The following is a 25,353-nucleotide window of genomic DNA, read 5'->3' on the forward strand; positions in this document are numbered from 1 at the left end:
TTTCCCTCACACAACGCCCATGATGAGCCCACGCCCAACCGCCCGCCCGCGAACGAGCCCATGACCGCGCAACAGCCCGCCCCCAGCAGCACCTTCAGCATCACCCTGCAGATCCTGTCGATCGTCTTCTACACCTTCATCGCCTTCCTCTGCATCGGCCTGCCGATCGCGGTGCTGCCCGGCTATGTCCACGATCAGCTAGGCTTCGGCGCGGTGATTGCCGGGGTGACCATCGGCCTGCAGTATCTTGCCACCCTGCTCAGCCGGCCATTCGCTGGGCGCGTGGCCGATACGTTGGGCGGCAAGCAGGCGATCCGTTACGGCTTGCTGGGTATCGCTGCCTGCGGGGTGCTGACATTCGCGTCGACCTGGACTGTGAGCGCGCCGTTGCTGAGCCTGGCGCTGTTGCTGGGTGGCCGCTTGCTGCTGGGGCTTGCCCAGGGCCTGATCGGCGTTGCCACCCTGAGTTGGGGCATCAGCCAGGTAGGGCCTGAACATACCGCCAGGGTGATTTCCTGGAACGGCATCGCTTCGTACGGCGCCATCGCCATCGGTGCCCCCGTTGGCGTACTGGCAGTCGATTTCCTGAATTTCGGGGTGCTCGGCCCCGCGCTGCTGGTGCTGGCTCTGCTGGCCTTGCTGGTGCTGCGCAAACGCCCGGATGTAGTGGTGGTGCGCGGCGAGCGGCTGCCGTTCTGGTCGGCGTTCGGCCGGGTGGCGCCTTGCGGGCTGGGCCTGACACTGGCGTCTATCGGCTACGGCACCCTGACCACCTTTGTCACCCTGTATTACCTGGAGCGCGGATGGGTTGGCGCGGCCTGGTGCTTGAGCGCATTCGGGCTGTGTTTCATCATTTCGCGACTGTTGTTCGTCAATGCAGTGAACCGTTTTGGTGGCTACAACGTGGCGGTCGCCTGCATGGCCACGGAAGTGCTCGGTTTGAGCCTGCTGTGGTTGGCGCCCTCGCCCGTGTGGGCGTTGGTCGGTGCCGGCCTCACCGGTTTCGGCCTGTCGCTGGTGTATCCGGCGCTGGGCGTCGAGGCGATCAAGCAAGTTCCCAGCAGCAGCCGCGGTGCAGGGCTGGGTGCCTACGCGGTGTTCTTCGACATGGCATTGGCAGTCGCCGGCCCACTGATGGGGGCCGTGGCGGTGCATTTGGGGTATGCCTCGATCTTCTGCGTCGCGGCCCTGCTGGCCTTGGCCGGGGTTGGCCTAACGCTGCTGCTGGCGCGGCGCAGCCGTCGCGGCTGAACGTTCCGCGTGCTCCGGCGCGCCAAGGGCCTGGCTGAAGAAAGCGGCGGTGTCGCGTTGCAACGAGTGATGGATATGCCGACGATCGACGCCTGCTGCGTCCTGGCACAGCACGGCCATGCGCGCCCATTGTTCGTCGTCGCAACGGGCCATGAACACAAAATGCCCTGCGCCTGCCAGCAGGCGGTAGTCCGGCGTTACCGGCAGCTTGCGTGCCAGCGCCTCGGCATTGTGGTCCACGGCCAGCAACTGGTCGTTGTCGCCACTGTAGATCAGCGCTGGCACCTTTACGCTGGCCAAGGCGTGCCGGCCGAACATCAAGCTAAGCGGGGCCATCAGCATCACAGCGCCTACCCTGGAATCTGCCTTGGGCGCCAGCTCGCTGCGGTCGGCGATCAGCACGCCGTGGGTTTTGCAGGCATCGGCGTCGTTCGGGCGCTCCAGGCAGTACTGACGCAAGCGGTCAAGGTCGGGCTGGGCGCCGGAGAGGATCAACGCCGTTTCGCCACCGGCCGAATAACCGATCACGCCGACCTTGCCGTCATTCAGATAAGGCCCGAGCAACGTGTCGTCGCGAGCGGCCGTGATGGCGGCACTGACCTGTAACGGCCGCCCATACAGGTTGCTCAGAGTGCCCAACCGGCTGTGATCACGCGCGTTATCACCTGGGTGCACCACCGCCACGACCACGAACCCTTCCCGGGCCAGGGAGGTAGCCAGGTAGTGCAGCGCCAGGGGACTGCCGGTGTTGCCGTGCGACAGCACCAGCAAGGGAAACTGCCCGAGCGCGACCGGAGCCTCATCGGCGACGTCGACGGGGTACCCATCGATACGAATGCTGTGGGGCGTGCCTTGGGCCGGATAGAACGCCAACGCCTGCATCGGGCGGGCGTCGACTGGGTCGGCCAAGGTCATATGGTGCAGACCGGCGACCCAGGGTGCAGCCTCGGCATGTGCCACCAGGCCACCGAGCAACAGCATTGCCAGCAGGCAACGGGGGATGTTCATCGACCGGCCTTTCCACGCGAAACGAGGGGATAACGTCAGGATAGAACCGGCACGGGTGATGGCAGATGAAAAGTGGATGAAAAAAACCGGCTGGCGCATAAGCGACAGCCGGTTTTTTTACGCCTGCCGATCAGGCCGCGGCGAACAGCTCGTTGGCAATCTGCGCCTGGGCGGCATCGATGGCCTTGCTGCGGTGGTCCGGGCCGTAGGCCAGGCCGTGGGCACGGACGATTTCCAGGTCGGTGATGCCGATGAAGCCGAGGAACACCTTGAGGAAGTCTTCGTGACCGGCGCCGCTCGGCTGGCCAGCGTGCAGGCCCCCAGCCGTCGAAACCAGCACCACTTTTTTGTTACCGCACAGGCCTTCCGGGCCAGCTTCGGTGTAGCGGAAAGTCTTGCCGGCCACAGCAACACGGTCGATCCAGGCTTTGAGCTGGGTCGGTACGGTGAAGTTGTACATCGGCGCGCCAATCACCACCGCATCAGCGGCAAGGAATTCTTCCAGGGTTTCAGCACTCAGCTTGGCTTCGAACGCCTGGGCTGCATCGCGTACGTCTTCCGGGGTGCCGGCGGCGACCAGGGTGGCGGCCGAGAAATGGGCGATGGCATCAGCGGCCAGGTCACGGTAAACCACTTCGAGGCCTGGCTCGGCGGCTCTCCAGGCTTCGACCACTTCGCGGCTCAGCTGGCGGGAGGCGGAATTGTCGCCCAGGATGCTCGAATCGATGTGCAACAGTTTCATGGGACTCTCCTGTGAATGAAGACCGCGGCGTTGGGCGATCACGATGGAGAGAATCCTACCGGGGCGGCGAATAGCTGATAAGTCGGCAAAAATGCGTTAGTTTGTCCCACAGATAGAACAGTGAGACAGCGCCATGCAAGACCTCAACGTTTTCCTAGGATGACCAGTTAACTCATCAAAATGATCAGCAACCATCCCTAGTGCCCACAAAAAAGAGACCAGGTGCTGTGTAACGGGGAGTGCTCCTGAGCCATTCCCTATGTGAATTTCCCTTCCGGCACATGCTCTGCGTGAAGCCTTTCTTGGCCAGAGCGAAGCGAAATTTGCTGCTTGCATACTGACGCCCCTGATCGGAGTGGAAAACAACACCGTAGAGGCCAAGGCACGCGTTCCAAGCGTTGATGAAGGCTCGCTCAACCAAGTCGTCCGGCATCCGATCCGCCAAGCTGTAACCCAGCACTTGGCGCGTCTGAATGCTCAATACCACTGCCAGATACAACCATCCCTCTTTGGTGGCGATGTAGGTGATATCGCTGACCCAGGTGGGCGTGGCGCTGCCCACGGAAAACTGTCAGGCCAGCACATTATCCGCTACGGGCAGGTAGTGGTGGCTATCAGTCGTACAGGGTTTGAAACCGCCTTTGCATTTGCCTTGAATATGTTCCTCGTGCATCAGCCGACTTATCCGCTTATGACCCACTGCATGTGCCTGCCGGCGCAAAGCTTCGACCAGCCGTGGTCGGCCATATGTATTCCGGCTGGCCGCGTAGGCCTTGTGCAAATCAACGCGAATCTGAGCGTCTCGATCGAGACGGCCCTGGCGATGCTGATAGTCGTAAAATCCCGAAGCTGAGACACCCATCACCCGGCACGACAATCGCACCGGGAATTGAGCCCGTTCACTAGCGACGAAGGCGTATCTCACATGGACTCTTTGGCAAAGAATACCGCCGCCTTTTTTTAGATTTCGCGCTCCAGCTTGAGTTCAGCATTCTCGGCCCTGAGCTGCGCCAGTTCGCTATCGTCTTTACTGACAGGGCGTCGGTCGGGGGAGCTTAACGAGTGTCCTTTGCGAGACGCATCAACCCAGTTATCCAGCGTCTCTACGGGAATCTCGAGTTGCCGGGCGGCTTCGGTTCTTCCTACCGTTTGCGCCAAGGCAACGGCTTGGATTTTGAACTCATCGGTGTAGTTACGGTAGGTTCGATTGGACATGACAACCTCCAAGAGAACGATTCAAGTATCGCCTCTTGGCGTCCGTTGTCACGGGACAGGCCCACATAGCGCAAGAGAGTTCCTGGTTGAGCTTTGCCAGATGGCAGGTACCCCTATGGTTGAATCAGCGGTAACCCTCACAGGTTGGCGGAACTGCCAATCTGATCAGATCTCAAGGAGCTCGAATCTCTCCTCAAGCATATCCAGCAACGCTCGGACAACCGGCAACAACGCCTTCCGGGACGTAACACTGCGTTAACGAGACCGCTTTGCGGACGATATTGAGGTGACAGTTCAACCAAGCGCCCAGCAGCTAAGTCATCTCTCACTATAACCTCTGGAAGCTGCACAACGCCTACACCGATGAGCGCTGCATGATGCAGAGCACTCAGGTCAGACGTAACCAACTAAGGGATATGCTGCACTCTGTGAGGGCTCTGTAGATCATCAAACAATAAATACCGACTAGTGCAATGGTTTGTGCCAGAGTGACATAGTAGTAAGCCTGGCTAGGGCGTGCACATGGTCGCAACGATCGTAATCCTTCTCCAGGTGAGGGTGCGCGACCAAGCGTTGACAGCTGTCGCCCAGACGCTTTACGACCAGACCGTCATCCACGAGGGAGGAATAGAACGCGAATTGCAATATCGACGCCAACCTCGAGATTGGTGATTTCCTGATGGGCGAACACCTTTGGCCCTTAGCCCCCGGCGGGCAAGTGGCCTTGATGATGCCCTGCGGCTCTATTTTGGCCGACTGCACCGCTCCCTCGGCGGCCTCAGCTTGCTCAACCATAGCCCGACAATGGCGGCAGTAATACATCCCTATTTCAGTGACAAAGAAACGCTGGGACGATATACAAATTAGCTGTACACCCAACCGCCCTTCGAGCGCGAGGACTCTCCGTCTCAGCTTGGATTTGGAGCGTCGATTTTTCTTGATGCTGCAGCAAAGCCCCCATGCTCCGCTACCTTGACAAATAAGCACAGATCAGTAAGGTCAATCACAGACAGCCTATGGACAGATGTGTGGACAGCACTAACCGCCCCGTACAGGAGATTCAGCATCCATGCCAACGAAGAACTCTCCCAAAAGCCTGGTTGCCTTGCTTTCGAATTCTTCCTGACTGATCTGCCCAGCGTCCCGATCTTCTTCAAGGTCTTTGAAGATCGTTCTTGCGGCTTTGTATTCAGCAGTAGCATTTACCCGCTCTACTACAGCTGGCATACCAGCTAACTCAGAGAAAGCCAAATGGATATAGCGATCCAGGCTTTCGACCATCTTGTGCCCTGTCCATTCCTTGAGCTTCGTCTTGATCAGCTCGGAGTTAGCTATAGCTTTACGCATCACATCCGTATTTTGTAGATCATACTCCACGATCAACTCCTTAAACTTATTTGTAATAAAGCGATGCCTAAACATATGCGGATGAGCTCGCTTAGCAATGCCTGATGCAAATTTTAGGTCGCTGATATCATTAGTAATTGTATTGATACCCAATGGCTGCCCATTGCGCAAATTAATAAATAGATAATCATGATCGAGGATTCCCCCATCTGGGTTTTTCTTCCGTAACTCAGCCAGACGCGGGTTCCGAAACTCGACAATGTAGTCACTCCATGTCGATATTATCGAGTGGCTTACAGGTACTAGCCTTGACCCTACGCGCCCCTTAACCATAGGAATTCTCAAGAGTGGAGAGCTTAGGCTTGAATGATAGGCTGTCATGATATCAGAGGCCCTTATCCGGGCTGCCTCGGCTCTCCTGCAACCCAAGGATTCCAATACAGATATTAGAATCTTTAACCGCGCAGCAACAGGTCTCGCTCGTTTACGAGAAGCCATCTTTAAAGCGACCAGTGATTCAGCAAGTATAGCACTTCCTTCACCACCAGAACTAGAAAGAGGAAAAGAATGATGATGCCATACCACACGCCGATACTCGGATGGATATTTTCGCTTATTCGACGACTCTATCTTGCAGCCTTTCACAATTCCACCTGGAGAAACAAAGTTTGCATATCCGTACATCTCCGTTGCGAACGCGAGAAACTCCAAGCATTTCGAACCTATTGCGCGCACTGTCTCAGCAGATCTTTTACCCTCCCCACTCGCATCCTTTTCCGCCATTAACCCATTTACAAACAACACAAAATAGGAGTCAGTAACCGTCAAAACATTTAATGCATTGCTCTCCAAAAACCGCACAAACTCGCTTAGCTGCATTACCCATTGGCGAAGCGTCCCCCCCCTGTTGGTTGTAGAGTAATTAGAATACTTCCATGCACTCAGAATAAATGCATTAACCTCAAAGCAGAAGTCACCGTTAGGGTAGTAAAAACAGGGTAAATTTGAAGCATCCTGCTGGGTTGGAGCTTGAACACCTAGCCCAGTGGGCAACATAGCTTCCATGTCAAGAGGTCGATGTAACTGAAAGCCAGACACCTCAACGCCCTCGCGTGATGAGCATCAAATTGATGCGAGAGATTTCTTTTTTGTAATAGCCACTCCTGTCCGGCAAATCTAGCTCAGCCAGACGCTGAGCAAGATCCTTCAATTCTTTCACAATCATTACGAGACGCATCAAATCAATATCCTGTGCAGCACGCTGTTTCCTCAGAAGAGCTATAGTCTCACTTTGGGAGCGCCGCGAACTAGGTTGTCTCCTGCACGCTTTATTTTTCTGGATGGCCTTTAACGCTGCTTTTCTGATTGAGTCAATGCCTTGAAAAGTCTCACCCAGTCCAATTGCATGCTTCTTAAAAGTATTCAGACTAAATGCTGTGATTCCCCGCTCGTCATCTGCATAACAGGCCAATGCAACTTGGCTTCCAAGCGCAGACACCAACGCCATATTTTCTCTGTACAACGCGGGATTGTTAATAACATCATGCATTAGCGCCAACAGTTTTACCATAGAAGTCCTTCCCGCCTCGATCTTATTGCTCATGGGTAGCGTACTCTAACGGAAAGCTTCATCTCAAAAGTACTGCCGTCTTCTGTGGTCAGCATGGCGAAATCTGGATTTAAATCAATACGATGGCTTTGGACAAGCTTTGCCACATCGGCGTAAATTTGACCGTAGCTGAAATCAGTAAAGTCGAAATCAGCAACGATGTCGCCATTGTCAGCGGCCTCCTTAAGTCCATGACAAATTTCTGAATATGATTTAGCCCCAATATCGCGACAACGTAAACGCTCGCACAGCATATATTTAACTTTATCTAAATGCTCTATTGTGGATTCATTTTTCAGAATGGCGTCGGTAATACATTCAACCTTAACACCTTCGAGCATCGAGCCAGGTGTGATTTCGAGAATATAATTATAGAGATGTTCAAGGTCGCTATGCCCTAAAAAGGCGCGCAATGCGTCCAAACCTTTGAATCCAGCTGATGCGAAAAATGCCATTGCAAAAAACCTGCGCATTTGATGCTGCCGGACGTAGAAGCGAGCCTGCGTCCCATTCTCCAGTGTCACCACCGGCGTTTGAGTATAGTCGCAGACAGCACTTAAGCAGTTGTTGAAAATCCGGGCATCCATAGGCCTAAATGACAGATTATCAGGACGAATATAAATAAAAAGAGGAGTATCGAAGGAAATCAGCCCCGCCTTGTAACAGTTTGCGTGAAATCTCTTCAAGTCCCATATCAATTTCGCCACCATTGTCGGCACCGTAACGCGCATCAGCTCTTTACCATGCCTATTCCCAGTCTTACCCCCATCAAATAATAACTCATATTGAATACTTTTATTTTCACTCAAATAGGGATCTTTATTTGGCAGCAGACAGGTATTAGCACGCAAATTCAATAGTTCGATTTGACGCCTAGCCGTTAGCAAGCCTATGATTGATATATAAGCCCCCATCAGAACAGTATAAGAATCATAGAGACAATAATCAGACCTAAACAACTCAAAATAATCAGGCTGACGCCGAGTATATGGAATCATCCAAGCGGAAAATATGCTAGGTTGAGTCATAATATTACTGTTCATATTTTCGAATGGGGAACCTATTATATTGAATGCCCTTTTGGCCTTGCTGCCCTGATTTGCGACGGAATTGAAAGTTGCCGAAGACATAACTCTGAAAGCATTGTTCCTTATATATTCATAAGACGCACGAACCAAATTAAACACCACCTCCCCTGGTAGTGACCGAAACCTACCCTTAGGTTTTTCACTTACTTTGGAAAGTATGGTCTTGACCGTAATTTTGGCGAGCGCCTGACTATCAAAGCGTGCGGCCTTGAAGTAATTATTCAGAATGGGAAGCTTTTTAAGCGCTCGCAAAATACGCCCCAATGTTTTACTAGATACCGTCGGAGTTACTTCATTTCGAATAGGGACAGATGGGTACTCCGTCTTCCAAACCACCCCCCCATTCAACTCATCAAAAGTTTTAACAGCAAGCCTCACACCTCCTAGCGTATTCCGATAAAGCGACCGAATGAAGTGCGCCGAATTATACCTCAATACGCCAAACTGCTTAATGTAGTAGCCGTTTCGGTACATCCAGACCCTCGCCCTGATTAGGTCATCTTTGCTCATATCCAATGTCTGATCGGCAATATCAATGAGGTCGAAACACTCGTGCCATTTTTCTTGTGTGTCAATCGCGTCCTCTATTGTGATCTTTGATGACAATCGCTTCAACTCGATAGCCAGCCTTGTAGGGTAAACGTAAAGATGAGTTGATATGGGGTTGCTCGTATTAAGAAGGAGGTATTCAACAAGGTCGCTTTCGGTAATGAGAGAAAGCCCGCACTGCGTTATATTGAAGCGTTCTCCCCCCATTAATAGCCAATCGACGAAGTGAAGACCATGCCTGAATATCTGCGCCTCTGCGTCCGCCCCTCTTCTTGAGCCACCGTTGTAGCGTGGATGGATCTGAAGCACCAAGAACACCTTGATAATCTTTAAAAGTGTTGTGTTGACGCTATCAGTTAGCATGCTCCCGTCATAGAGTTGGATGCAGAAATCAACCACAATCTTGATTCCTTTTTTTTCGGTACCAAACCAACACACCCAAAGTGGTGATTCAATGTTGCCCCCCTCAATAAGCCAATCTGGCGTATCTATATCTGCCTCTCCGCCAGCACCAATGCTAACCAGCTCTCGAAGCCTCATCCTTTGCTCGTAATACCTCATATTCTTTAGCTTTGAAAGTTCTTCGGCAAGGATAGGACTCTCAACCTTTGCTTCAATGTTCTTCGCGCGTCGATTAGGCATATGAGAGCCCCTCTTCATCATCTTCGATCATGAGCCGAAGTTTCGCAGCCAAAGGAATGGAGTAGCCGGACTTCCGAAAAATCGAAGCGACTTCCTCAGAGACAACCTCAATCTCGCCCCGCTCATACAGCGCTACAGCATGCGTTAAATATTCGCCGTTCAAAGCCCAATTCAAGTACTTCTCACTGATTGTATGCCCCTTGGACTGCCACTCTCTAAAGATTGGTGCCATAGTGATCAAAAGTGTGCAGAGCATTGGGCAGACAGGAATGATTCCCTTAACCACAGTGCCTCCATCATTTCGCTCATTGGCTGGTAACCAGTTTTTTAGATTCAACTGCGGCGGAAGAGGGGAAAGCCTGTGATGCTTAATGAATGTTTCGAGTTCTCCAAGGGTGTCGATGTTCATGACATCCAGCAGATATTCAGACTCCTTAAAACACTCAAAAATAATTCCGAGCTGGAAAGTACGAATCCATCGACTCAGATAAAACTGCCGAATCGGTTTCGGCAGGTATTTATCGAGCAGCTTAGGAATGTAGGTTTTCTGCCCAAGAGCCTCAGCCATCGCATGGACGCTCGATGTCTTGAAATAAACTATAACCGCTGACGAGGTGCGCATGGTTTTGGGGGTAAGGTTTTCCAAGACCTGGCTCGCATCTTCGCCAAAAACAGCCTCTATCTTTTTTGCCATCAAGGAGTCTTTGTTCTGCTGTACACTCATACCCGACCACTTTGTTTTCTTTGAAGGCAAAGAGGTTCCGGTGGCACTGGTCAACAGCAAATACTTAGCATCAATCTTATTATTCTTCTGGAGGTAGGCTCGTGCCTCAGCTGTCAGCTCTTTAATTTCATCAATTAACTCCTGCGCCTTGGGCGTAAGGTGTACACCTTGAAGTGCCGAAGCGGGCCCTCGACGTCGCTTTAAGCTCTTGGTGCGATTGCTTTCCTCGTAATCATCAGTATCTTGGTTGTGCTTGTCCTTGACTTGGTAGTTTAATAACCATGACTTGGTAATTGCCGGCACTTCATTGATTAATAAATACAAGAACGGCAGAAGTGTTGTGCTATCCATCAACCCAAGACAAGACGAAAGCTCTCGCTTCAGGCACCCAAACACCCGCTCAAATTCTTTATCGTCTATATCTGGATATGGGTTACTTTCCCAAAGCTTGGATCTTGACATATATAGCCGTTGACTCGAAGTAGCCTGTCTATACACTTCCGCATCTTCGGCAAGATGTGCAGCCTTCTTGCGCCTTCTGTAGGCACTGATGATGTCTTGCCTTGCCTCTTCACAGGCTTTTACAACCCTGCTGATATCCCCATTGATCTGTTCGTAGAGCTTACTTGCAGCATCCTGGTTTGAAATAGTATCGGGAATTGGCGTTATTAATTTAATCAGCTTTTTACGCCCACGGTGGGTGTTGACACCACGAGTGGCCGGGCCTGTGTACCGTTCAATCGCAAACGGATACTCAGGCTCGGGTAGTATCCCCTGCCTAACATAGAAACTCATCACAAAATGGATTAGCGCAGCCCATTCCCTATAAAAAGCCTCCAAGTCCTAGCCGTTTTTAAGTCTCTCTGCAAGCTCGCTACTATATGCAGCCTCCATGAACAAACTAAGCTCATGAGAATTTTGCAACAACTGCAACTCTTCAACATTTAAGAAGGTTTCACTGACAATCCTAGCAAAACTGTCAGAATGACGAATCTTATATTTCAGCGTCTCTGTTGTGTGCTTTTGAAGATACGTCTTAAGCTTGCTAAACACGTAGGATGTATAGCTTTCACCGTACTTAACATAAAACGGTATTAGATTGACAAACTGCTCTCTGTCGCTTCGCCATCGCGCCCACCACCCCTCATAAAAACTCAGACGCGCTGCATCTTTATATCCATTAGCATATAAAGCCCTGCATTGATGCTCATAGCGCTTCCCACAACTTGACTTGAATCCAGATACATTTAACCCTATTTCATCCGCCGACTTTCTTACGCACGTCAAGATACGCCATGCAAATATATAAGTGGCGTTAGTCTCAGAAAGTAGAAAACCCCAGAACCGGGCAATAATCTCAGGACAACTCAGATCATGTTGTCTTAGGTGACAAACTCCCATAAACACGTCAAATACACATAGCGCTTGCCTGACCGTGTTTTTATCAATGATGCGTTTATACATACCCATGCATCGAGCGATCATATCCTCGCTGACATAAACTCTTGGATAGTATGAAAGCACGAGTGTTCTGAGCATGGTAAAAACTCCAATGAGAGTAATTTAATTGCTAGCACACTCCAATAATTAATGCAACCTATAACTCTGGATTATTCACACTTAAATCAATCAACCTTATATAACTTCAATAACGCTTATTTTCGGAAAAATGACTGCTTATTCAACCCCAATTTGGGGCTCTGACCTCAGCCTAGCTTTCCACCCCTTCCCCCCCTTCAGAAGGCTACCCCAAATTGGGGTAGCTGCCATTCGCCAAACACCCAATCGGGTACGGCCAAGGCCCTCCGGGTAGGAACTTACGATTAAGCCATATATTGATAGTTAAAATACCTTTCGTCCGAAGAAGCCATCTAGTCCATACGCTACGATTGACTAATATGAATTCAACACTAAGCTCACCGTGCTGACCCAATGACTTACCTGCAACACTCGATGAGAATATCGTGCCAACTTGTACTGAGAGACGCAAAATTGCCTTGGCGTTCGCTACTAAACTCATGCTCGCGAGTAAACCAGGTCGCAGCCAATGAATCCTTCTACGAAATAGCCTTAGTATGAGCTTTTTCACCAAGGGCAGATCCTTGCTTGATCCCTTTCTCCACGCGTTGTGGTCACTTCAGAAGACAAGATCTGGACTTGAAGGACTTGGAATAGGAGTGGCGATCTTGTGGCATAGGCGTCCGCTTAAAAAAGGCTAAAGATGATATCCACTTAATGTGGACACCGTGTCCTCAAGCGACGGTGTCAGGAAGGTGCGTTGACCGAACGGTTACGTACCAGAGTACTGCGGAGCCAGTGCATCATGACATTCCACTTCAGGCATGCCTTTCACAGCGGCAAGATGGGACATCTCGATGAGCAACCACTATGTAAGTGACGCTTTTTCTTTGCTCAGTGAACTGGGAGTATTCAGAACGTCCACGGGCACTTGGGCATTCACCGATATGGAGACAGCAAGTTCATGCTACATCCACCACTCTTGCACCCCGGTTGCCATGACTGCCTATGCAGCTATAGACCCCCATTTTGCGGCGGGCCGCATCCCTAATTACGCACTTGTGGACTTAGTCGATAAAACGCCCTGTATGGATGGGGTCGAATCCACTGCCCTGGCCATTATCTGTGGTGCTGAGCCTCCTGTTTATCCTTCGACAGCGCTGCGAGGCGAAGTTTTTGGGAACACTGCGTGGAAGATCGTCGATGACTATCAGTTGGAGAGCTGCTTCATCCAGGTCAAGCCCTATGGCTCTCAGGGCCGTCACTTCACTATGCGGCCACAGGGCTACGACTATCAACAATCTGAGCCTATCCCGGCCAGGTTGAAGGCCATGCGCAAGGCCTACAGATCCATGGAGCCCGTTCAACAGATTATGGTTCTGACCCTGATGCACCTTTATCATTCGGGGCCGGACAAGTGTTTCCTGACTGGTGGGTGCCCGACCAAAATTCCTGCAGCGACGGCGCTTCAAGTCCTTCGCAGAGACGGTCAGGCATTGACAATCTGGGCACACCTTTTGAGTCATTACGCGGGCTGGTGATCCCTCCACACACAGCCCATGAACTGGAGAAGAAGCATGGAGCTGCGCTGAATGGGTACGACAACGTCGCCACCCGCGTCGGTACGCCCATCATGACGCTCGTCGAACAGGGCGCAGAATTAGTCGCCCCCCTTACTAAAAACGGCCCACCGGGCCGTTTTTAGTAGCAAGCAATACTCAAGACACCCAGGATTCTACTTCGTCTGACCCGTACTGAGCCTTCCACTCTTTCAGCAATTTGTGGTTGCCGCCTTTAGTCTCAATGATCTCACCATTGTGAGGGTTCTTGTACTGCTTAACTTGGCGTGCACGACGCGGCGATTTCTCCGGGGCAGCCGGGGCGCTACGACGACCCGCTTGAGGATCCAAAAGGTTGATGATGTCACGTAGGCTGAAGCCATACTTGTTCAGCAAATCACGAAGCTTTTCTTCAAATTCGATTTCTTTCTTCAGCTCGGTGCTGCCCTTCATCGCCTCAAGCTCAGCGAGCTGCGCGGCCAGGGTCTGCTCAAGCTTTCTGAATTCTGCCAAACGAGACATATGTAATCCTCAGGTGTTTGAAAAGTGCCTATAGGTTAACCCAAATGTGGAACCGGGCATAATGAATTTGATGCTGCGACGCGCAGTTCGTTCACCACAACAGCACTAGTTGGCTTAGTAGCAACATTAGGAAACCATATCCTTCTTACTAGCTAGGCTCGTATCGCTTCATGCACCTACCCGAGCGAAGCGCTGCGCGTCCAAGGATGTTACCGTCGAGAATCCAGCACCTTTTTAAAGCTCATATTGTGAACAAATTTTTTCATCGCATCTGAAGGGTCGATGGCTTCGAGGTTAAGACCTTCGACAGTAGCACGGGAGAATGCAACATTGAGGATGGCAGCACGGTGACGTGATTCAAAAGCGATCCAACCGGTGCCCATCGCTCTTCAACAGCTACGCCAGCCGCAACCAACAGCCGATCGAGCCAATACCCCACCGGCCATTCACCGCTTCAAGCACGCCCATTAGCCTCTCACTGGCGACTAGCTGTGAAACCGCAAACAGATCACCTGTGATCTTGTTACGCTGGCGGAGGTCGATCAGAAGGACTTGGGCTCTTAACGGCCCTATAAAAATCCCTATTGTTTTGGGCCCAATCCCTTCGATACCAAGAAGCCATCGATCAAAATCACGCCGACCTCGGGAAGCTTCTGAAACTGTCCTTCAAGCCCCCTACTCGACCAACCTTCCATTGTCCGCAGTCGTCACGTCAGTGATTCGCTAAAGATAGCGAAATTCAGGAACCTCGTCCGCCTGGCGCCTATTATTCAAAGGCATGCTCACGGAGGGCGCGTCACGCGCTGGGCTTATAGCTTCCGCCCAGAAACAAATCAATTCAAGACACAAGCCCTGGCTATGATGGCCAATTTCAATCACCGATCTTGGAGTCAAGCCGGCGCTCGGCTAGAGTCCCAACACCTATCAGCTAGGCAGCCCGCCCACTGAGCCGTCGCAGGGAAGAGACCATGCAGATCCAGTACTTGGAGATAGCGAACTTTCGCAAGCTCCTGTCCGTCCGAATCGACCTGGCAAGCACCACCACCCTTCTGGTCGGCGCCAACAACAGCGGCAAGTCCTCCGCGATGCTAGCGCTGCGCAAGTTTCTGCTTTCGAAAGCGAGCGCGTTCCGCCTACAGGATCTGACGCTTTGCCACCTCTCTACGATCGACGCTATTGGCGCCGAATGGGAAGCGGCGGATGAGGGGTTTGAAGTCCCCGGTGCGAATGATTGGGCGCGCTGGTTGCCCACCCTGGATCTCTGGGTGGAGGCCTCCCAAGGCGAGTTGCACCATATCAGAGATCTCATTCCCAATTTTGCCTGGAAAGGCGGCCATGTCGGGATGCGCTTTCGGCTCGAACCTAAGGACATGGGCAAGATATTTACCGATTACCGGAAAGAGCGGGCTCGCGTAAAACTGCTACAACAGGAGATCCTGAAAAAGTCGGCCGAAGGCAAGGAGCCACCCGCACTTCCGTTATGGCCCCAAAGCTTGCACGACTACTTGAATCGGCGACTCGGAACGATGTTCACCATTTGCTGGTACCGCCTCGATCCCAATCAGCTCCACGCACCTGATCCCAAGACGCGCCACGCCGATCTACAAGCGCTCACTGACAAGGCCAGGCCGCTTGAGAGCAACCCGTTGACCGACCTTATCCGCGTGCACGAAATCAACGCCCAGCGAGGCTTTGGGGACAGCGCCGAAGAATCAGTCACCGAAGGCAGAGGTGGTTCAGGGAAAAAGCTGACAGAACAATTGCGGGCTTACTACAAGCGACACCTGGATCCGGGTGACAGCCCGGACATTTCTGATTTAGAGGCTCTCACTGCCATCCAGGCCGCTCAGTCTGCATTCGACTCCCGACTCACTTCCAGCTTCGCGCCTGCGCTTGAGGAGGTCGCAGGTTTGGGATACCCCAACAACTCTGACCCTGCTATCAGAGTTGAGACACGTCTGTCTCCTACTGACGGCATGAACCATGAAGCAGCAGTGCTGTTCGAACTGGATTCTGCTGCTGGCGCTCCCGGCGCCCCTCCCATGCGCTTGCCCGAGACCTCGAACGGCCTGGGCTACCAAAACCTGATCTCGATGATCTTCCAGCTGATGGCATTCCGGGACGAATGGCTGGGGAAATACAAGAATACTGAGCAGTCCGACGCGGGCGTCGAGCCGATTCACCTGGTGCTAATCGAAGAGCCTGAAGCCCACCTTCATGTTCAAGTGCAGCAAGCCTTCATCAAGCATGCATATCACGTCCTTTGCAACGACCCGTTGCTTAAGAGATATCCGAAGCTCAAAACTCAACTGGTGGTCAGCTCCCATTCGAGCCACATTGCCCATGAAACCGAGTATGCAAACCTCCGCTACTTCCGCAGGTTACCCGCGGGGATGGCCGGCATACCTATCCCTGTGTCGACCGTTTCCAACCTGAGCACTGTGTTCGGCCAGAAGAACCCACATAAGCAAACGAAGGAGTTCGTGACCCGGTATCTTAGGGCCCAGCATGCCGATCTGTTCTTCGCTGACGCGGTCATCCTGGTAGAAGGCGCGGCAGAGCGGATGATGCTCCCGCACTTCTTGCGCAACCACTTCCCTTTCCTCGACCGATGCTACATCACCACCCTGGATATCGGAGGCAGTCACGCGCACCGTCTCCGCCCGCTGGTAGATGCGCTCGGTATAGTCACATTGGTGATCACGGATCTGGATGCCGGCTACAAGAAGTCAGCCGTGCCTGTTAGGCGAAACGCGGAGCAGGTTACCAATAACCCGACACTTCGCAATTGGGTAACAGCCCGACAGATCGGACACGATGTCGACACCTTGCTGGATCTAGGTGAGGAGCAGAAAACCCAGGAAATTGACGAGCTGTTCGCTATCCGAATCTCGTATCAGACCCCTGTCATCGTTCGACTTACCAGCATGGCAGGTGACACCGAAGCGCTGCCCAACACCTTCGAGGACAGCTTGGTGCTGACTAACGTAAACCATTTTGCGACTAAGCAAGGACGCGGTTTGACCAAGCGTTTTGCCAACGCACTGCGCGACTCCAGCACTGCGGACGATCTGGGCCAAGCGTTGTTCGATGCACTCCGGGATGGGGACAAAGCTGAGTTTGCCTTGCAGGTATTGGGTGATCCTGACTTCGCCAAAGTGAAGCTTCCGGAGTACATCCGTGAGGGGCTTGTTTGGCTGGAGGGCAAGCTCAGGAAGAAGAGCAAGGAGCTCCTCATTATTCCAACGGCCAGCATCGAGGTGAGCGAAAAATGAGTGCCGAGACGGATATTGCCGATGATGCGAAGCCAACTGCCGATGACGTCATCCAGGAGTGTTTGAATCTGGAGAAGCCTCGCAGCTTCTTTCTGTATGCCGGCGCAGGCTCAGGCAAAACTCACTCCCTCGTCGAAGCAGTAAAATCGCTGAAAAATCGTGAGCGCCAGCGCCTGACGTTTGAAAGCCGTCAGATCGCGATCATTACCTACACCAACGCAGCATGTGAGGAAATCGCGCGTCGCCTTGGGCATGATCCTTTGGTCGAAGTTTCAACGATCCATGCATTCTCGTGGAGGATGATCAAGGGCTTTAACGACGACATTCGCGAATGGTTGCGCATCAAGCTCAATGCTGACATCGCTGAACTGGATGACAAACTCCGGCGGGCGCAGGGAGAGAACAAGACGTCTCGTGCAAACCAGGCGAGCCGAAACAGCAAGACGCGTCGGCTGGCGAGCCTGAACGACATCCCCGACTTTACCTACAGTCCGACAGGAGACAACCGCAGCAGGCAATCGCTGAACCACAGCGAGGTCATCCAGATGGCCGCAGCGTTCATACCGCAGCCGCCGTTGCTCAACGTGATGGCCGATCGGCATCCGGTGCTCCTGATTGATGAAAGCCAGGACACCTACGGCCCGCTCATGGATGCCTTTCTACAAGCTCAAGCAGCAATCCCAGAACGGTTTTGCGTTGGGCTTCTCGGTGACACCATGCAGCGCATCTACAACGACGGGAAGGTTGGATTGGATGCTGCAATCCCAGCTGACTGGGCTAAACCCGTGAAGCGCATCAACCGTCGATGCCCTACGCGGGTCGTTAATCTGATTAACGTGATCCGTGCAAGCGTTGATGGCCATCAGCAAACACCCAAGCCTGGCGCTATACAGGGCACAGTGCGAATGTTCTGCACGCAGCAAGAGCCGGGTCAAGATTTTAACTTTGAGGAGCGTGTGGCCAGGCAAATGGCCGAAATCACAGGTGATGCGCAGTGGGCAGCCGGTTCGAAAGGCCGAAAAACGCTAATCCTGGAACATAAGATGGCCGGTCGCCGCATGGGGTTTGAGGGCGTGTTCACACCACTGTATGAGGTCGAGCATTTAAATACGGGCCTGCTGGACGGAAATCTACCCCTTCTCAAGCTCTTCTTCGAGCGGGTCGCCCCCATTGTCGAAGCTTCACGGGTTGATGATTTCACGCTCATGGAGGCAGTTCGACTGCGATCACCCTTGCTCGATCCACGCTATCTCGAATCAGTTGCCAACCAATTGGGAGTACTAGAATCCGTGGGCGAAGCAACCCAGTCGCTCTGCGAGCTGCTCACGGACAACGATCCAACTATCGAGGAGGTCGCTCATCTTCTTCGGCGGACTGGCCTTCTCGACTTGCCAGAGCGCTTCGCAGAAGCTTTGGTTCAAGGCGCCACTACAGAACCAGCACCAGAAACGTCCGATCGAGAAGCTCTAGAGATCCATGCTTACCGGGTTGTACTAGGACGACCCTATTCGGAGATGGCTGCGTTCGCCGGTTACGCAAATGGGCTGTCACCGTTTGACACGCACCAGGGTGTTAAGGGATTGGAGTTTCCGCGTGTCATGGTAGTCCTGAACGACGAAGAAGCCGGTGGCTTCCTATTCAGCTACGAAAAACTACTGGGGGTTAAGCCCGCATCACCAACCGATGTGAAAAATCAGCGCGCCGGCAAGGACGATTCCCTCTCGCGCACACGCCGGCTTCTATACGTAACCTGCAGCCGCGCCGAAGAGAGCCTGGCCGTTGTGGTCTACACCGTCCAGCCTGAAGTAGCCAAAGCGAGGGTAATCGAAGCGGGCTGGTTAGAGGCTGAAGAGATCATCGTGCTTTGAGATTTGCCGTCGGTTCGACATCGGTTGCGAACCTTCCTCCAATCGAAGCCAAGCCAGCAATCTTAAGCAAGGATAAAAGTAACCATGGCAGACATGATGCGGTACCTCACGAAGCAGAAGCTGGAGTGGCTCATCGCCGATGCAGGCTTGTATGTGAGTGCCGCCGAGCATCAAACGGATGAAAATGAAGGCGTCTCCGATCAAACCTACCTGTCCACATACCTGGCTCAAAACGTAAAGGATTTAGATCCTCAACTCCTTGCTGATCTGGACAAGCTCATGCTCGATATGCAGGACGTAGGACGCAAGAAGAACTTTCTGAGCTGCTGGTATCTCGGTACAGAAGAAAATCAGGAAATGTGGGATGAATACGGGACTGAGGGCGTGATCCTCTTCACCGAGGAATGGAGGCTGATGGATGCATTTGCCGAACCGTTGGAACACGCGTTGGAAGGCTATCGTGTCACGTATGATGATGCACTCAAAGCAGGCGCTCTTCATGATCCACTGCGGGTGAAGCATGAAAAGTTTCACAAAGAAAAGGAGTTTCGGGTCGTCTTCAGCCTCTCCAGGTATTCGATACTCACTGGCTTCGAAAGCATGGGAGGACGCGATGGCGATCACTTGACTCATGAAAGTCCGTTAATCACCGTCTGCATGTCCCCCGAAGGGCGCACCCAGGCTCGCAAGGTGATCCGAAGGAAGAACCTAGGCCTTGTGCTGAATTTCAATTTTGGGCGCGCCATCCGCGAAGTCAGAGTGCACCCGTTAGCCACCGACGAAGAGCTACGCGATATTGAAAAACGCCTTTTGAGCATAGGCTTCAGCTGCCCAGTGAATCACTCGCAACTTCGTCGGGACGATTATTCAGAGGCTGCAACACTCCCAAACAACGGGCTCGGAGCACCCGATAGCATTCCCGCTCAAGCGCAAGACAAGCGTCCAACAGCATGAAAACGTTGCCCGCCGATGACCAGCTCGAGTATACCGGCTACTCAATCGCGATGTTGAGAACAGCCGTTGATAACTCACGCGCGGCCTGCTCGGCTTTGCGCAGCAAAGGTCATCAGGGATGAGCTGGCGGTCTTTCGCCAAAGCTTGGCTCGCTGGGCATTCACTTACAGCATCGCCAACACTAGGTATAAGCGCCGTTACAACCAGAGGAGTAACCATGGAAATCGTTCTGCTCGCCCACATCCGCCTCAATCGAATCGGCTCTGCGGGCACTGGATGGTATGCGAAAACGCGGCAACAAATGTTTTCTGCTGAAGTCTCCAATAGCGATCAGTCGACCCTGCGTAACCTCGTGATCGAGATTGCTGAAACTAATGGTGAAGTCATCGGAGCCCTGGAGAACCTGCGATTCGAGCCAGGCTATTCAGACTCGATGATATTCGACATTCAAAGCCCCAGCATCTCATACAGCACTCCTTATGCTGAATGTAAGGTCATCGCCGCACTGAAGGCTAAAGGGTATTTCCAGCTTGAAGCGGTTGATCAGCAAGGGGTCAAACCCTTTATCTCTACGCGTCAAGCGACCTGATAGGTGAGTGCAATGAAACTCACGATGCTGCAGAGGGCCAATCAGGAAAATGTGTAGGTTAATCAGATCGTGGCCCCAGCCCTCTCCAGCGCCTCAGGAGAAGGAAATTTAGTCTCAGGCCACTAGCCCCCCATCTCGCCTAGGCTAGTTCCTTTCCCGCACGGTGCGTGCTCATCCCGCATAGCCGGCACCCACCTAAGACGATCCATGCGATTATCACGCTCTGCTAAGGAGCAAATTGAATGACGAAAACTGAGTTTTTGATAGATCCGGACACCCAGGCGTTCATGATCTGGTTTCAGTCGGCCGTGGTGGGCACCCGTCCTACCGATTTTCCGCACGCCGGTGGAGTTGATCGGCTGCTCAGCGCCTCGTTCGAACGTTATCGGTGGCCGATCAGAAGAATTGACCTGGTGACACCTACGGGTAAAGAAAGCATTTTTGCTCGCTCAAGCTTCCACGACAATGCGATTTTGCTCGGGAAACTCTCAATGGGTATCCAGGCTTGCCTGAATGAAAAGTCCATCAATCATGACGAACTGGCGAGTTGGGCCAGAGCCATCATGGAATGGGGCGGTGTTTTCAAGCGTCCCGGCAATGGCACCTGGTTGGATAATATGGGCAATAACCTGCATGGCTATTTTGAGCGTGCGCTTCCCGCGCTCATCTCGGACGATGAACAAGCTCTGAAGGGAGTGCACGATCTACGCTCAAATGCCGGCACCACCAAGATCCACTCAATGGTTCTACCGAACTTCGTGATCTATGACAGCCGCGTAGCTGCCGCACTTGCATGGCTCGTTCAGTCTTGGGCAACATCGCATAACCGTGCGGTACCCCAGCATTTGCGTTTCGGTTGCATGCCCGCCAACACGCAGAAGAAGCCACGTACCCCCAGGACGCCTGACGCAGTTGTGTTCAAATATTTCTCTCCTGCAAAACACGTCAGCACTCACCGAAAGCACGCCACGTGGAATCGCAGAGCAAACTGGATCATAGAACAGATGGCTAAGGCCCCGACTGTTAATGCAACAGGGGCCAGATTACCTAGGACATGGTCGGGTCGGGAAATCGAAGCGGCGCTTTTTATGATGGGTGAAGACCTCACTTCCGCCCTTTCACTCCACAGTCAAAAGACGCGCTCCTCTACTAAGTCGATCCCATGCTAGACTTCAGATCGCCGTCAATTCGGCTATTCATGGCCCGATACCTCGCCATTGAATAATTGAAGTCAGGGAGGCTGCTCAGCACGATGAACTTACTCGACCTAGCGGCCTAATGGCCCATATGACAATAAAGTCATCATTGGCCGTTGTGCATAGTGCCATCCGGAGTGAGCGCAGAATCACGCGGCGTCGGTTCCCCGACACCACGAGTCGGACTTATCTTTCGAAACGTGAGGACGGGCGAGGCAGTATTACCTTGTACAAGCCCAACCAAACGAGCGAACATCCGGAACTACGCCCAGCGAAATACTCGCATCGACATGGAGCGGCGACTGAGAAAAAACCTCCGACCAGATCAATAAAGAAGCTTAACGACAAGTTCCATCAGGCCGTTTAAAAACTTACAAACCCACCTACAAAACACCGACACAATAGTTATGGAAAACAATTACCTAACATCAATCTCCGCCCTTTTCGAAAAAATACCTGTAGCACTAACAACAATTGCGATCATTTATTTTTTCTGGATGATGATAAAAACAGAATCCTCGTTCATTTTAAAGCATCGAGTATTGGAACTATTTGGGGGCAAGCGTGAATTTTCAGACCCAAAGATCAATGCTATCGTTAACCGACATGTAGAGCTCCATCACTTCAACTGGCATTTAAGCCTAAACATTAAATCCACACGCCAGATGTACCGACTTGTAGCCTGGGCCAAGCGGCACAACCTGGATTTGGAACTGCTAACAAAAGCACGACCATACTTCGATGTTAACACGTTGAAAGTCAAAATTTGGAGGCGACGGACTCGGAATATTCTCACCAATCTATTTTGCTGTTACTTCATTCTAAGCCTGTGCGCTGCGCTCTGTCTATTTATCTACCCTGGAGTACCTTTGAAAGTAAATAAGACTGGAACATGGTTTATTGCGCGCCAAGATAAAGCGTTCAGCCCCACCTTCGAGTGGGAGCTTGATAGAGGACGTTGTCTTCTCGATCTAACACCAGCGCCTTTAAAATCCGCATGGGACAAGGAAGTTATATGCAAGCTGATTTTAAACGACTCCTCAGATTTTCTTTCAAAAGCTCAGAAAAACTCACACAAATTAACCATCATAATAGCCATAACATCAACTATTTTAGCGCTTTTAACGATTTTCATTGTTGGAAAAGCCGCGCACGCAGAAAGCATCCAAACAGCAATCACCCGAAGATTAGAAAAACGCAATAGAGGGCGACTCCCATAATATCTTTAGTATGCTACCCCGCCCATATGGCCACCATAACCTGAAAGATTTTTTCACGGTGCGCGTCCTCTGCCTAGAGGCGCCCCACCTGACGCGTGAAGGACTGTGGAAGATGGATGGACGTATTAAGTTTCCGTCTTTTCAAGGCAACTATTCTAAGACTCAGTAACTTCAAGGCTGCTGTGATGAGCTAACCTGATTGCATCTCCAACCATCTGGCGTAAGCCATGATCATCTCCCAACCGAAATCCCGTACATGGCTGAATTCTTCGGCAGTCGGTACCCTGAGAAGGCCCTTTGATTGCCCACGGTGTCGACTGACACTTGATGGGTCATTGCACACAGCGTGAAATTTTCCGACCTTGGCTCTCTCAACTGCCAGTGCGTCTGTCCATTTCGGAGGCTTCCCGAATTTGGCTTGGAGGGCCTCCAGGATTTCATAGAGGTGGGTGAATTCATCTCCTGGATGACGTATGGATGCACTATGGCTTGCTAGCAAGCGGCAGAGCAAATCGTCCTCTGCATGCTTCGAAAGCAGATCCGACTCAGACTGAAGCCGTTTTTGCCGCTCCTGCTCAGTGTCTTCGATCAAGATGCCATTGCGGAAAATCTGAATCTCAACGCTTTCAGTGATCGAGATGGCGGCATAGCAATCAAGTTGAATTTCACGAGGCCTGCCATCCGCATGAGTGATCGTGATCATCGGCGAGGTATCGATGTGCAACGGCTGAGAGCTCTGGCGCTCGTAAGGAGCGAGTCGGGCTTTGATGACTCTAAGCAGCGCATGCGCAACTGAACTGTCAGCCCGGTAGACCTCCTCGGTCATATCAGCACGAGCTACACCATGGTGAATGACCACCGTTGCTCCACCGACCTCAACAGCCTGGGCATCTCCAAGAAGGTTCGCTGGAGTGTAATGCCATTCCAAGGTTGCAGTGCTTGCCGTCATTTTTGAGTCCGAAGAAGAGATGATCCCATCATACCTGCTGGCGTAGGTTAACAGGGCGAGTTGAACCTGGATGAGCCCTGTACTTAGAGGACGAGCGAGCCGTAAGATCTGAACGACACCTACTAAATGGGGACTGCCATTTTGCCAAACGTGTTTTTCTCTTACTGCCACGCGGACGAAGCGCTTCGCGACCAATTGGAAAAGCAACTCACGATGCTCAAACGCCAAGGCGTTATTGAGACATGGCACGATCGTAGAATAGGTGCAGGCCAGGAGATTGATGCCGCCATCGACGATCACATCAACAGTGATGACATTATCCTGTTACTGGTGAGTCCCGACTTCATCGCTTCCGACTACTGCTACAACATCGAGATGGCGCGTGCAATGGAGCGTCATGCTGCGGGGGAAGCGATCGTCATTCCTGTGATTCTCCGCCCATGCGACTGGCATCACGCACCGTTCGGCAAGCTGCTCGGCACGCCTCAGGACGGTAAGCCAGTGACGCTGTGGCCGGATCGGGACGAAGCATTTTTGCAAGTAGCCAAGGAAGTGCGAAAGGCAGCCGAGCGGTGCGGTCGCAGCCAGCCGACTACAACAGCGCGATTTGAGCGCAACGATTTCAATGGAATATCAGCCACCTCCCCTAGAGCGTCGGCTGGCCCTAGATCTAGCAACCTTCGGATGTCCAAGAGCTTCACTCAGCTCGACAAAGACCGTTTCCTATTCGACAGCTTCGAGTACATCGGCCGTTATTTCGAGAACTCATTGCTGGAGCTTCAATCGCGCAACCCAGGGTACGAGGGGGTGTTTCGTCGTGTAGATGCGAATCGCTTTACTGCGAGCATCTACAAGGACGGCCACGACCTTGCAAAAGCGACCGTGTTCACCGGCGGCCAGCTCGGTGCCGGGATCTATTACAGCCATGGAGACTCATTCGGCGGCAGCTCGTACAATGAGGCACTCACGGTAGATGCGGACGACCAATCCCTTTACCTGAAGACCTTTGGCATGTCTTTCAACACCCGATCAGACCAAAAACTTTCCCAAGAAGGTGGTGCCGAAACCCTTTGGAGCATCCTCATTGCACCGCTGCAACGCCGCCGCTGAATCATTGATAGCAAATAGTCAGGCAGGGCACTGGGGCCACCTGCGCCAACCCAAGCTCAGGTGACCGACCCTCCTTGAGGGTTGAAAATGCAGGCGACTCATCGACTCACAATAAGGCTCTCACCATGGAAGCAGCCCTGCTCGCTCACTTCACATTTAAACGCATAGACTCTTCCAATGGTGGCGGAGGGCTTTTTTAGCCGTACCAAGTCAATTTTTCCGCTGATGCGTTAGCACCAATTGCGCCTAGGAGTTACTGAGACGTATTACCATCCGAACAGTCCGCACATCAAATGACGCACGCCTACCTACATAAAGGACTATATCAAGTCGACGACCTCCACACTTGGCGTAGGAATTATCGGGCATGCTTACAACTTAGTTAGCAGCGCACAATCAAACAAAAACCATGTAAGAC

At 52.4% G+C, this 25,353-nt stretch carries 22 protein-coding genes; 9 read left to right on the plus strand and 13 right to left on the minus strand.

Translation table 11 applies throughout. From position 1 onward, the window contains the following. Window positions 1–60 precede the first annotated feature (60 nt). Window positions 61–1,251 (plus strand): MFS transporter, encoded by a 1,191-nt coding sequence (locus ACIQUF_RS04900; protein WP_403129055.1) that lies wholly within the window; start codon window positions 61–63, stop codon window positions 1,249–1,251. Here ACIQUF_RS04900 and ACIQUF_RS04905 read toward each other — a convergent pair. The 10 genes from ACIQUF_RS04905 to ACIQUF_RS04950 form a co-directional block, all read right to left on the minus strand. Further along, on the minus strand, window positions 1,213–2,259 hold the full coding sequence (locus tag ACIQUF_RS04905; protein ID WP_403129057.1) for an alpha/beta hydrolase family protein: 1,047 nt from the start codon (window positions 2,257–2,259) through the stop codon (window positions 1,213–1,215). The two genes, ACIQUF_RS04900 and ACIQUF_RS04905, sit on opposite strands and share 39 nt — an antisense overlap. A gap of 130 nt (window positions 2,260–2,389) precedes the next feature. Beyond that, window positions 2,390–3,001 carry an FMN-dependent NADH-azoreductase gene (locus ACIQUF_RS04910; RefSeq protein WP_403129059.1) on the minus strand — a complete coding sequence of 204 codons (612 nt, stop codon included), beginning with the start codon at window positions 2,999–3,001 and terminating at the stop codon, window positions 2,390–2,392. Window positions 3,002–3,185: 184 nt separating this feature from the next. Next, the gene (locus ACIQUF_RS04915) at window positions 3,186–3,563 is read right to left on the minus strand and encodes a DDE-type integrase/transposase/recombinase (protein WP_403129061.1); all 378 of its coding nucleotides are present in this window, start codon (window positions 3,561–3,563) and stop codon (window positions 3,186–3,188) included. 9 nt (window positions 3,564–3,572) lie between these two features. Then, window positions 3,573–3,863 carry an IS3 family transposase gene (locus ACIQUF_RS04920; RefSeq protein ID WP_403130278.1) on the minus strand — a complete coding sequence of 97 codons (291 nt, stop codon included), beginning with the start codon at window positions 3,861–3,863 and terminating at the stop codon, window positions 3,573–3,575. A gap of 98 nt (window positions 3,864–3,961) precedes the next feature. Further along, window positions 3,962–4,216, minus strand: a complete 255-nt coding sequence (locus ACIQUF_RS04925; protein ID WP_403129062.1) for a transposase — start codon at window positions 4,214–4,216, stop codon at window positions 3,962–3,964. A 1,038-nt stretch (window positions 4,217–5,254) separates the two neighbouring features. Further along, entirely contained in the window at window positions 5,255–6,628 is a 1,374-nt protein-coding gene (locus ACIQUF_RS04930; RefSeq protein ID WP_403129064.1) for a tyrosine-type recombinase/integrase, read from the minus strand. A gap of 34 nt (window positions 6,629–6,662) precedes the next feature. Then, the gene (locus tag ACIQUF_RS04935) at window positions 6,663–7,166 is read right to left on the minus strand and encodes a hypothetical protein (RefSeq protein WP_403129066.1); all 504 of its coding nucleotides are present in this window, start codon (window positions 7,164–7,166) and stop codon (window positions 6,663–6,665) included. Further along, window positions 7,163–9,451, minus strand: a complete 2,289-nt coding sequence (locus ACIQUF_RS04940; RefSeq protein WP_403129067.1) for a hypothetical protein — start codon at window positions 9,449–9,451, stop codon at window positions 7,163–7,165. Before ACIQUF_RS04940 ends, ACIQUF_RS04935 begins: the two co-directional genes overlap by 4 nt. Then, window positions 9,444–10,970 carry a hypothetical protein gene (locus tag ACIQUF_RS04945; RefSeq protein WP_403129069.1) on the minus strand — a complete coding sequence of 509 codons (1,527 nt, stop codon included), beginning with the start codon at window positions 10,968–10,970 and terminating at the stop codon, window positions 9,444–9,446. Before ACIQUF_RS04945 ends, ACIQUF_RS04940 begins: the two co-directional genes overlap by 8 nt. A gap of 48 nt (window positions 10,971–11,018) precedes the next feature. Next, window positions 11,019–11,714: a hypothetical protein gene (locus ACIQUF_RS04950; RefSeq protein ID WP_403129071.1), complete on the minus strand. Its 696-nt coding sequence runs from the start codon at window positions 11,712–11,714 to the stop codon at window positions 11,019–11,021. A gap of 836 nt (window positions 11,715–12,550) precedes the next feature. On the opposite strand from ACIQUF_RS04950, the gene ACIQUF_RS04955 reads away from it, so the two are divergent. Beyond that, entirely contained in the window at window positions 12,551–13,234 is a 684-nt protein-coding gene (locus ACIQUF_RS04955; RefSeq protein WP_403129073.1) for a hypothetical protein, read from the plus strand. A gap of 177 nt (window positions 13,235–13,411) precedes the next feature. Here ACIQUF_RS04955 and ACIQUF_RS04960 read toward each other — a convergent pair whose 3' ends face one another. Further along, complete coding sequence (locus ACIQUF_RS04960; protein ID WP_403129074.1) at window positions 13,412–13,774, minus strand: histone-like nucleoid-structuring protein, MvaT/MvaU family; 363 nt, start codon at window positions 13,772–13,774, stop codon at window positions 13,412–13,414. 209 nt (window positions 13,775–13,983) lie between these two features. After that, complete coding sequence (locus ACIQUF_RS04965) at window positions 13,984–14,157, minus strand: hypothetical protein (RefSeq protein ID WP_403129076.1); 174 nt, start codon at window positions 14,155–14,157, stop codon at window positions 13,984–13,986. A 585-nt stretch (window positions 14,158–14,742) separates the two neighbouring features. Between ACIQUF_RS04965 and ACIQUF_RS04970 the strand changes: the two genes are divergently transcribed. From ACIQUF_RS04970 to ACIQUF_RS04995, 6 genes are all read left to right on the plus strand, one after another. Continuing rightward, a complete protein-coding gene (locus ACIQUF_RS04970; RefSeq protein WP_403129077.1) occupies window positions 14,743–17,049 on the plus strand; it encodes an AAA family ATPase in 2,307 nt (768 codons plus the stop codon). Further along, complete coding sequence (locus ACIQUF_RS04975; RefSeq protein ID WP_403129079.1) at window positions 17,046–18,917, plus strand: UvrD-helicase domain-containing protein; 1,872 nt, start codon at window positions 17,046–17,048, stop codon at window positions 18,915–18,917. Before ACIQUF_RS04970 ends, ACIQUF_RS04975 begins: the two co-directional genes overlap by 4 nt. Before the next feature lie 84 nt (window positions 18,918–19,001). Then, window positions 19,002–19,871, plus strand: coding sequence for a hypothetical protein (locus ACIQUF_RS04980; RefSeq protein ID WP_403129081.1), 870 nt, complete (start codon window positions 19,002–19,004; stop codon window positions 19,869–19,871). A gap of 217 nt (window positions 19,872–20,088) precedes the next feature. Next, a complete protein-coding gene (locus ACIQUF_RS04985) occupies window positions 20,089–20,460 on the plus strand; it encodes a hypothetical protein (protein ID WP_403129083.1) in 372 nt (123 codons plus the stop codon). Window positions 20,461–20,702: 242 nt separating this feature from the next. Further along, complete coding sequence (locus tag ACIQUF_RS04990; protein ID WP_403129085.1) at window positions 20,703–21,629, plus strand: hypothetical protein; 927 nt, start codon at window positions 20,703–20,705, stop codon at window positions 21,627–21,629. A 434-nt stretch (window positions 21,630–22,063) separates the two neighbouring features. Then, complete coding sequence (locus ACIQUF_RS04995; RefSeq protein ID WP_403129087.1) at window positions 22,064–22,876, plus strand: DUF6216 family protein; 813 nt, start codon at window positions 22,064–22,066, stop codon at window positions 22,874–22,876. 190 nt (window positions 22,877–23,066) lie between these two features. On the opposite strand, the gene ACIQUF_RS05000 is transcribed toward ACIQUF_RS04995, so the two are convergent. Then, window positions 23,067–23,825: a hypothetical protein gene (locus ACIQUF_RS05000; RefSeq protein ID WP_403129088.1), complete on the minus strand. Its 759-nt coding sequence runs from the start codon at window positions 23,823–23,825 to the stop codon at window positions 23,067–23,069. Window positions 23,826–23,966: 141 nt separating this feature from the next. Between ACIQUF_RS05000 and ACIQUF_RS05005 the strand changes: the two genes are divergently transcribed. Next, complete coding sequence (locus tag ACIQUF_RS05005; RefSeq protein WP_403130281.1) at window positions 23,967–24,935, plus strand: toll/interleukin-1 receptor domain-containing protein; 969 nt, start codon at window positions 23,967–23,969, stop codon at window positions 24,933–24,935. Window positions 24,936–25,353 lie beyond the last annotated feature (418 nt).

The sequence above is a fragment of the Pseudomonas sp. NPDC090233 genome, assembly GCF_044772285.1.
In the GTDB taxonomy this organism is placed as follows: Bacteria; Pseudomonadota; Gammaproteobacteria; order Pseudomonadales; family Pseudomonadaceae; genus Aquipseudomonas.

What these genes read in the sequence shown, in the direction of transcription:
- ACIQUF_RS05000 (WP_403129088.1), bottom strand. Translation starts at nt 23,825, where the DNA reads ATGACGGCAAGCACTGCAACCTTGGAATGGCATTACACTCCAGCGAAC.
- ACIQUF_RS04930 (WP_403129064.1), bottom strand. Translation starts at nt 6,628, where the DNA reads ATGGAAGCTATGTTGCCCACTGGGCTAGGTGTTCAAGCTCCAACCCAG.
- ACIQUF_RS04950 (WP_403129071.1), bottom strand. Translation starts at nt 11,714, where the DNA reads ATGCTCAGAACACTCGTGCTTTCATACTATCCAAGAGTTTATGTCAGC.
- ACIQUF_RS04980 (WP_403129081.1), top strand. Translation starts at nt 19,002, where the DNA reads ATGGCAGACATGATGCGGTACCTCACGAAGCAGAAGCTGGAGTGGCTC.
- ACIQUF_RS04985 (WP_403129083.1), top strand. Translation starts at nt 20,089, where the DNA reads ATGGAAATCGTTCTGCTCGCCCACATCCGCCTCAATCGAATCGGCTCT.
- ACIQUF_RS04990 (WP_403129085.1), top strand. Translation starts at nt 20,703, where the DNA reads ATGACGAAAACTGAGTTTTTGATAGATCCGGACACCCAGGCGTTCATG.
- ACIQUF_RS04940 (WP_403129067.1), bottom strand. Translation starts at nt 9,451, where the DNA reads ATGCCTAATCGACGCGCGAAGAACATTGAAGCAAAGGTTGAGAGTCCT.
- ACIQUF_RS04960 (WP_403129074.1), bottom strand. Translation starts at nt 13,774, where the DNA reads ATGTCTCGTTTGGCAGAATTCAGAAAGCTTGAGCAGACCCTGGCCGCG.
- ACIQUF_RS04935 (WP_403129066.1), bottom strand. Translation starts at nt 7,166, where the DNA reads ATGAGCAATAAGATCGAGGCGGGAAGGACTTCTATGGTAAAACTGTTG.
- ACIQUF_RS04900 (WP_403129055.1), top strand. Translation starts at nt 61, where the DNA reads ATGACCGCGCAACAGCCCGCCCCCAGCAGCACCTTCAGCATCACCCTG.
- ACIQUF_RS04975 (WP_403129079.1), top strand. Translation starts at nt 17,046, where the DNA reads ATGAGTGCCGAGACGGATATTGCCGATGATGCGAAGCCAACTGCCGAT.
- ACIQUF_RS04920 (WP_403130278.1), bottom strand. Translation starts at nt 3,863, where the DNA reads ATGGGTGTCTCAGCTTCGGGATTTTACGACTATCAGCATCGCCAGGGC.
- ACIQUF_RS04945 (WP_403129069.1), bottom strand. Translation starts at nt 10,970, where the DNA reads ATGAGTTTCTATGTTAGGCAGGGGATACTACCCGAGCCTGAGTATCCG.
- ACIQUF_RS04925 (WP_403129062.1), bottom strand. Translation starts at nt 4,216, where the DNA reads ATGTCCAATCGAACCTACCGTAACTACACCGATGAGTTCAAAATCCAA.
- ACIQUF_RS04995 (WP_403129087.1), top strand. Translation starts at nt 22,064, where the DNA reads ATGGAAAACAATTACCTAACATCAATCTCCGCCCTTTTCGAAAAAATA.
- ACIQUF_RS04905 (WP_403129057.1), bottom strand. Translation starts at nt 2,259, where the DNA reads ATGAACATCCCCCGTTGCCTGCTGGCAATGCTGTTGCTCGGTGGCCTG.
- ACIQUF_RS04965 (WP_403129076.1), bottom strand. Translation starts at nt 14,157, where the DNA reads ATGGGCACCGGTTGGATCGCTTTTGAATCACGTCACCGTGCTGCCATC.
- ACIQUF_RS04910 (WP_403129059.1), bottom strand. Translation starts at nt 3,001, where the DNA reads ATGAAACTGTTGCACATCGATTCGAGCATCCTGGGCGACAATTCCGCC.
- ACIQUF_RS04970 (WP_403129077.1), top strand. Translation starts at nt 14,743, where the DNA reads ATGCAGATCCAGTACTTGGAGATAGCGAACTTTCGCAAGCTCCTGTCC.
- ACIQUF_RS04955 (WP_403129073.1), top strand. Translation starts at nt 12,551, where the DNA reads ATGAGCAACCACTATGTAAGTGACGCTTTTTCTTTGCTCAGTGAACTG.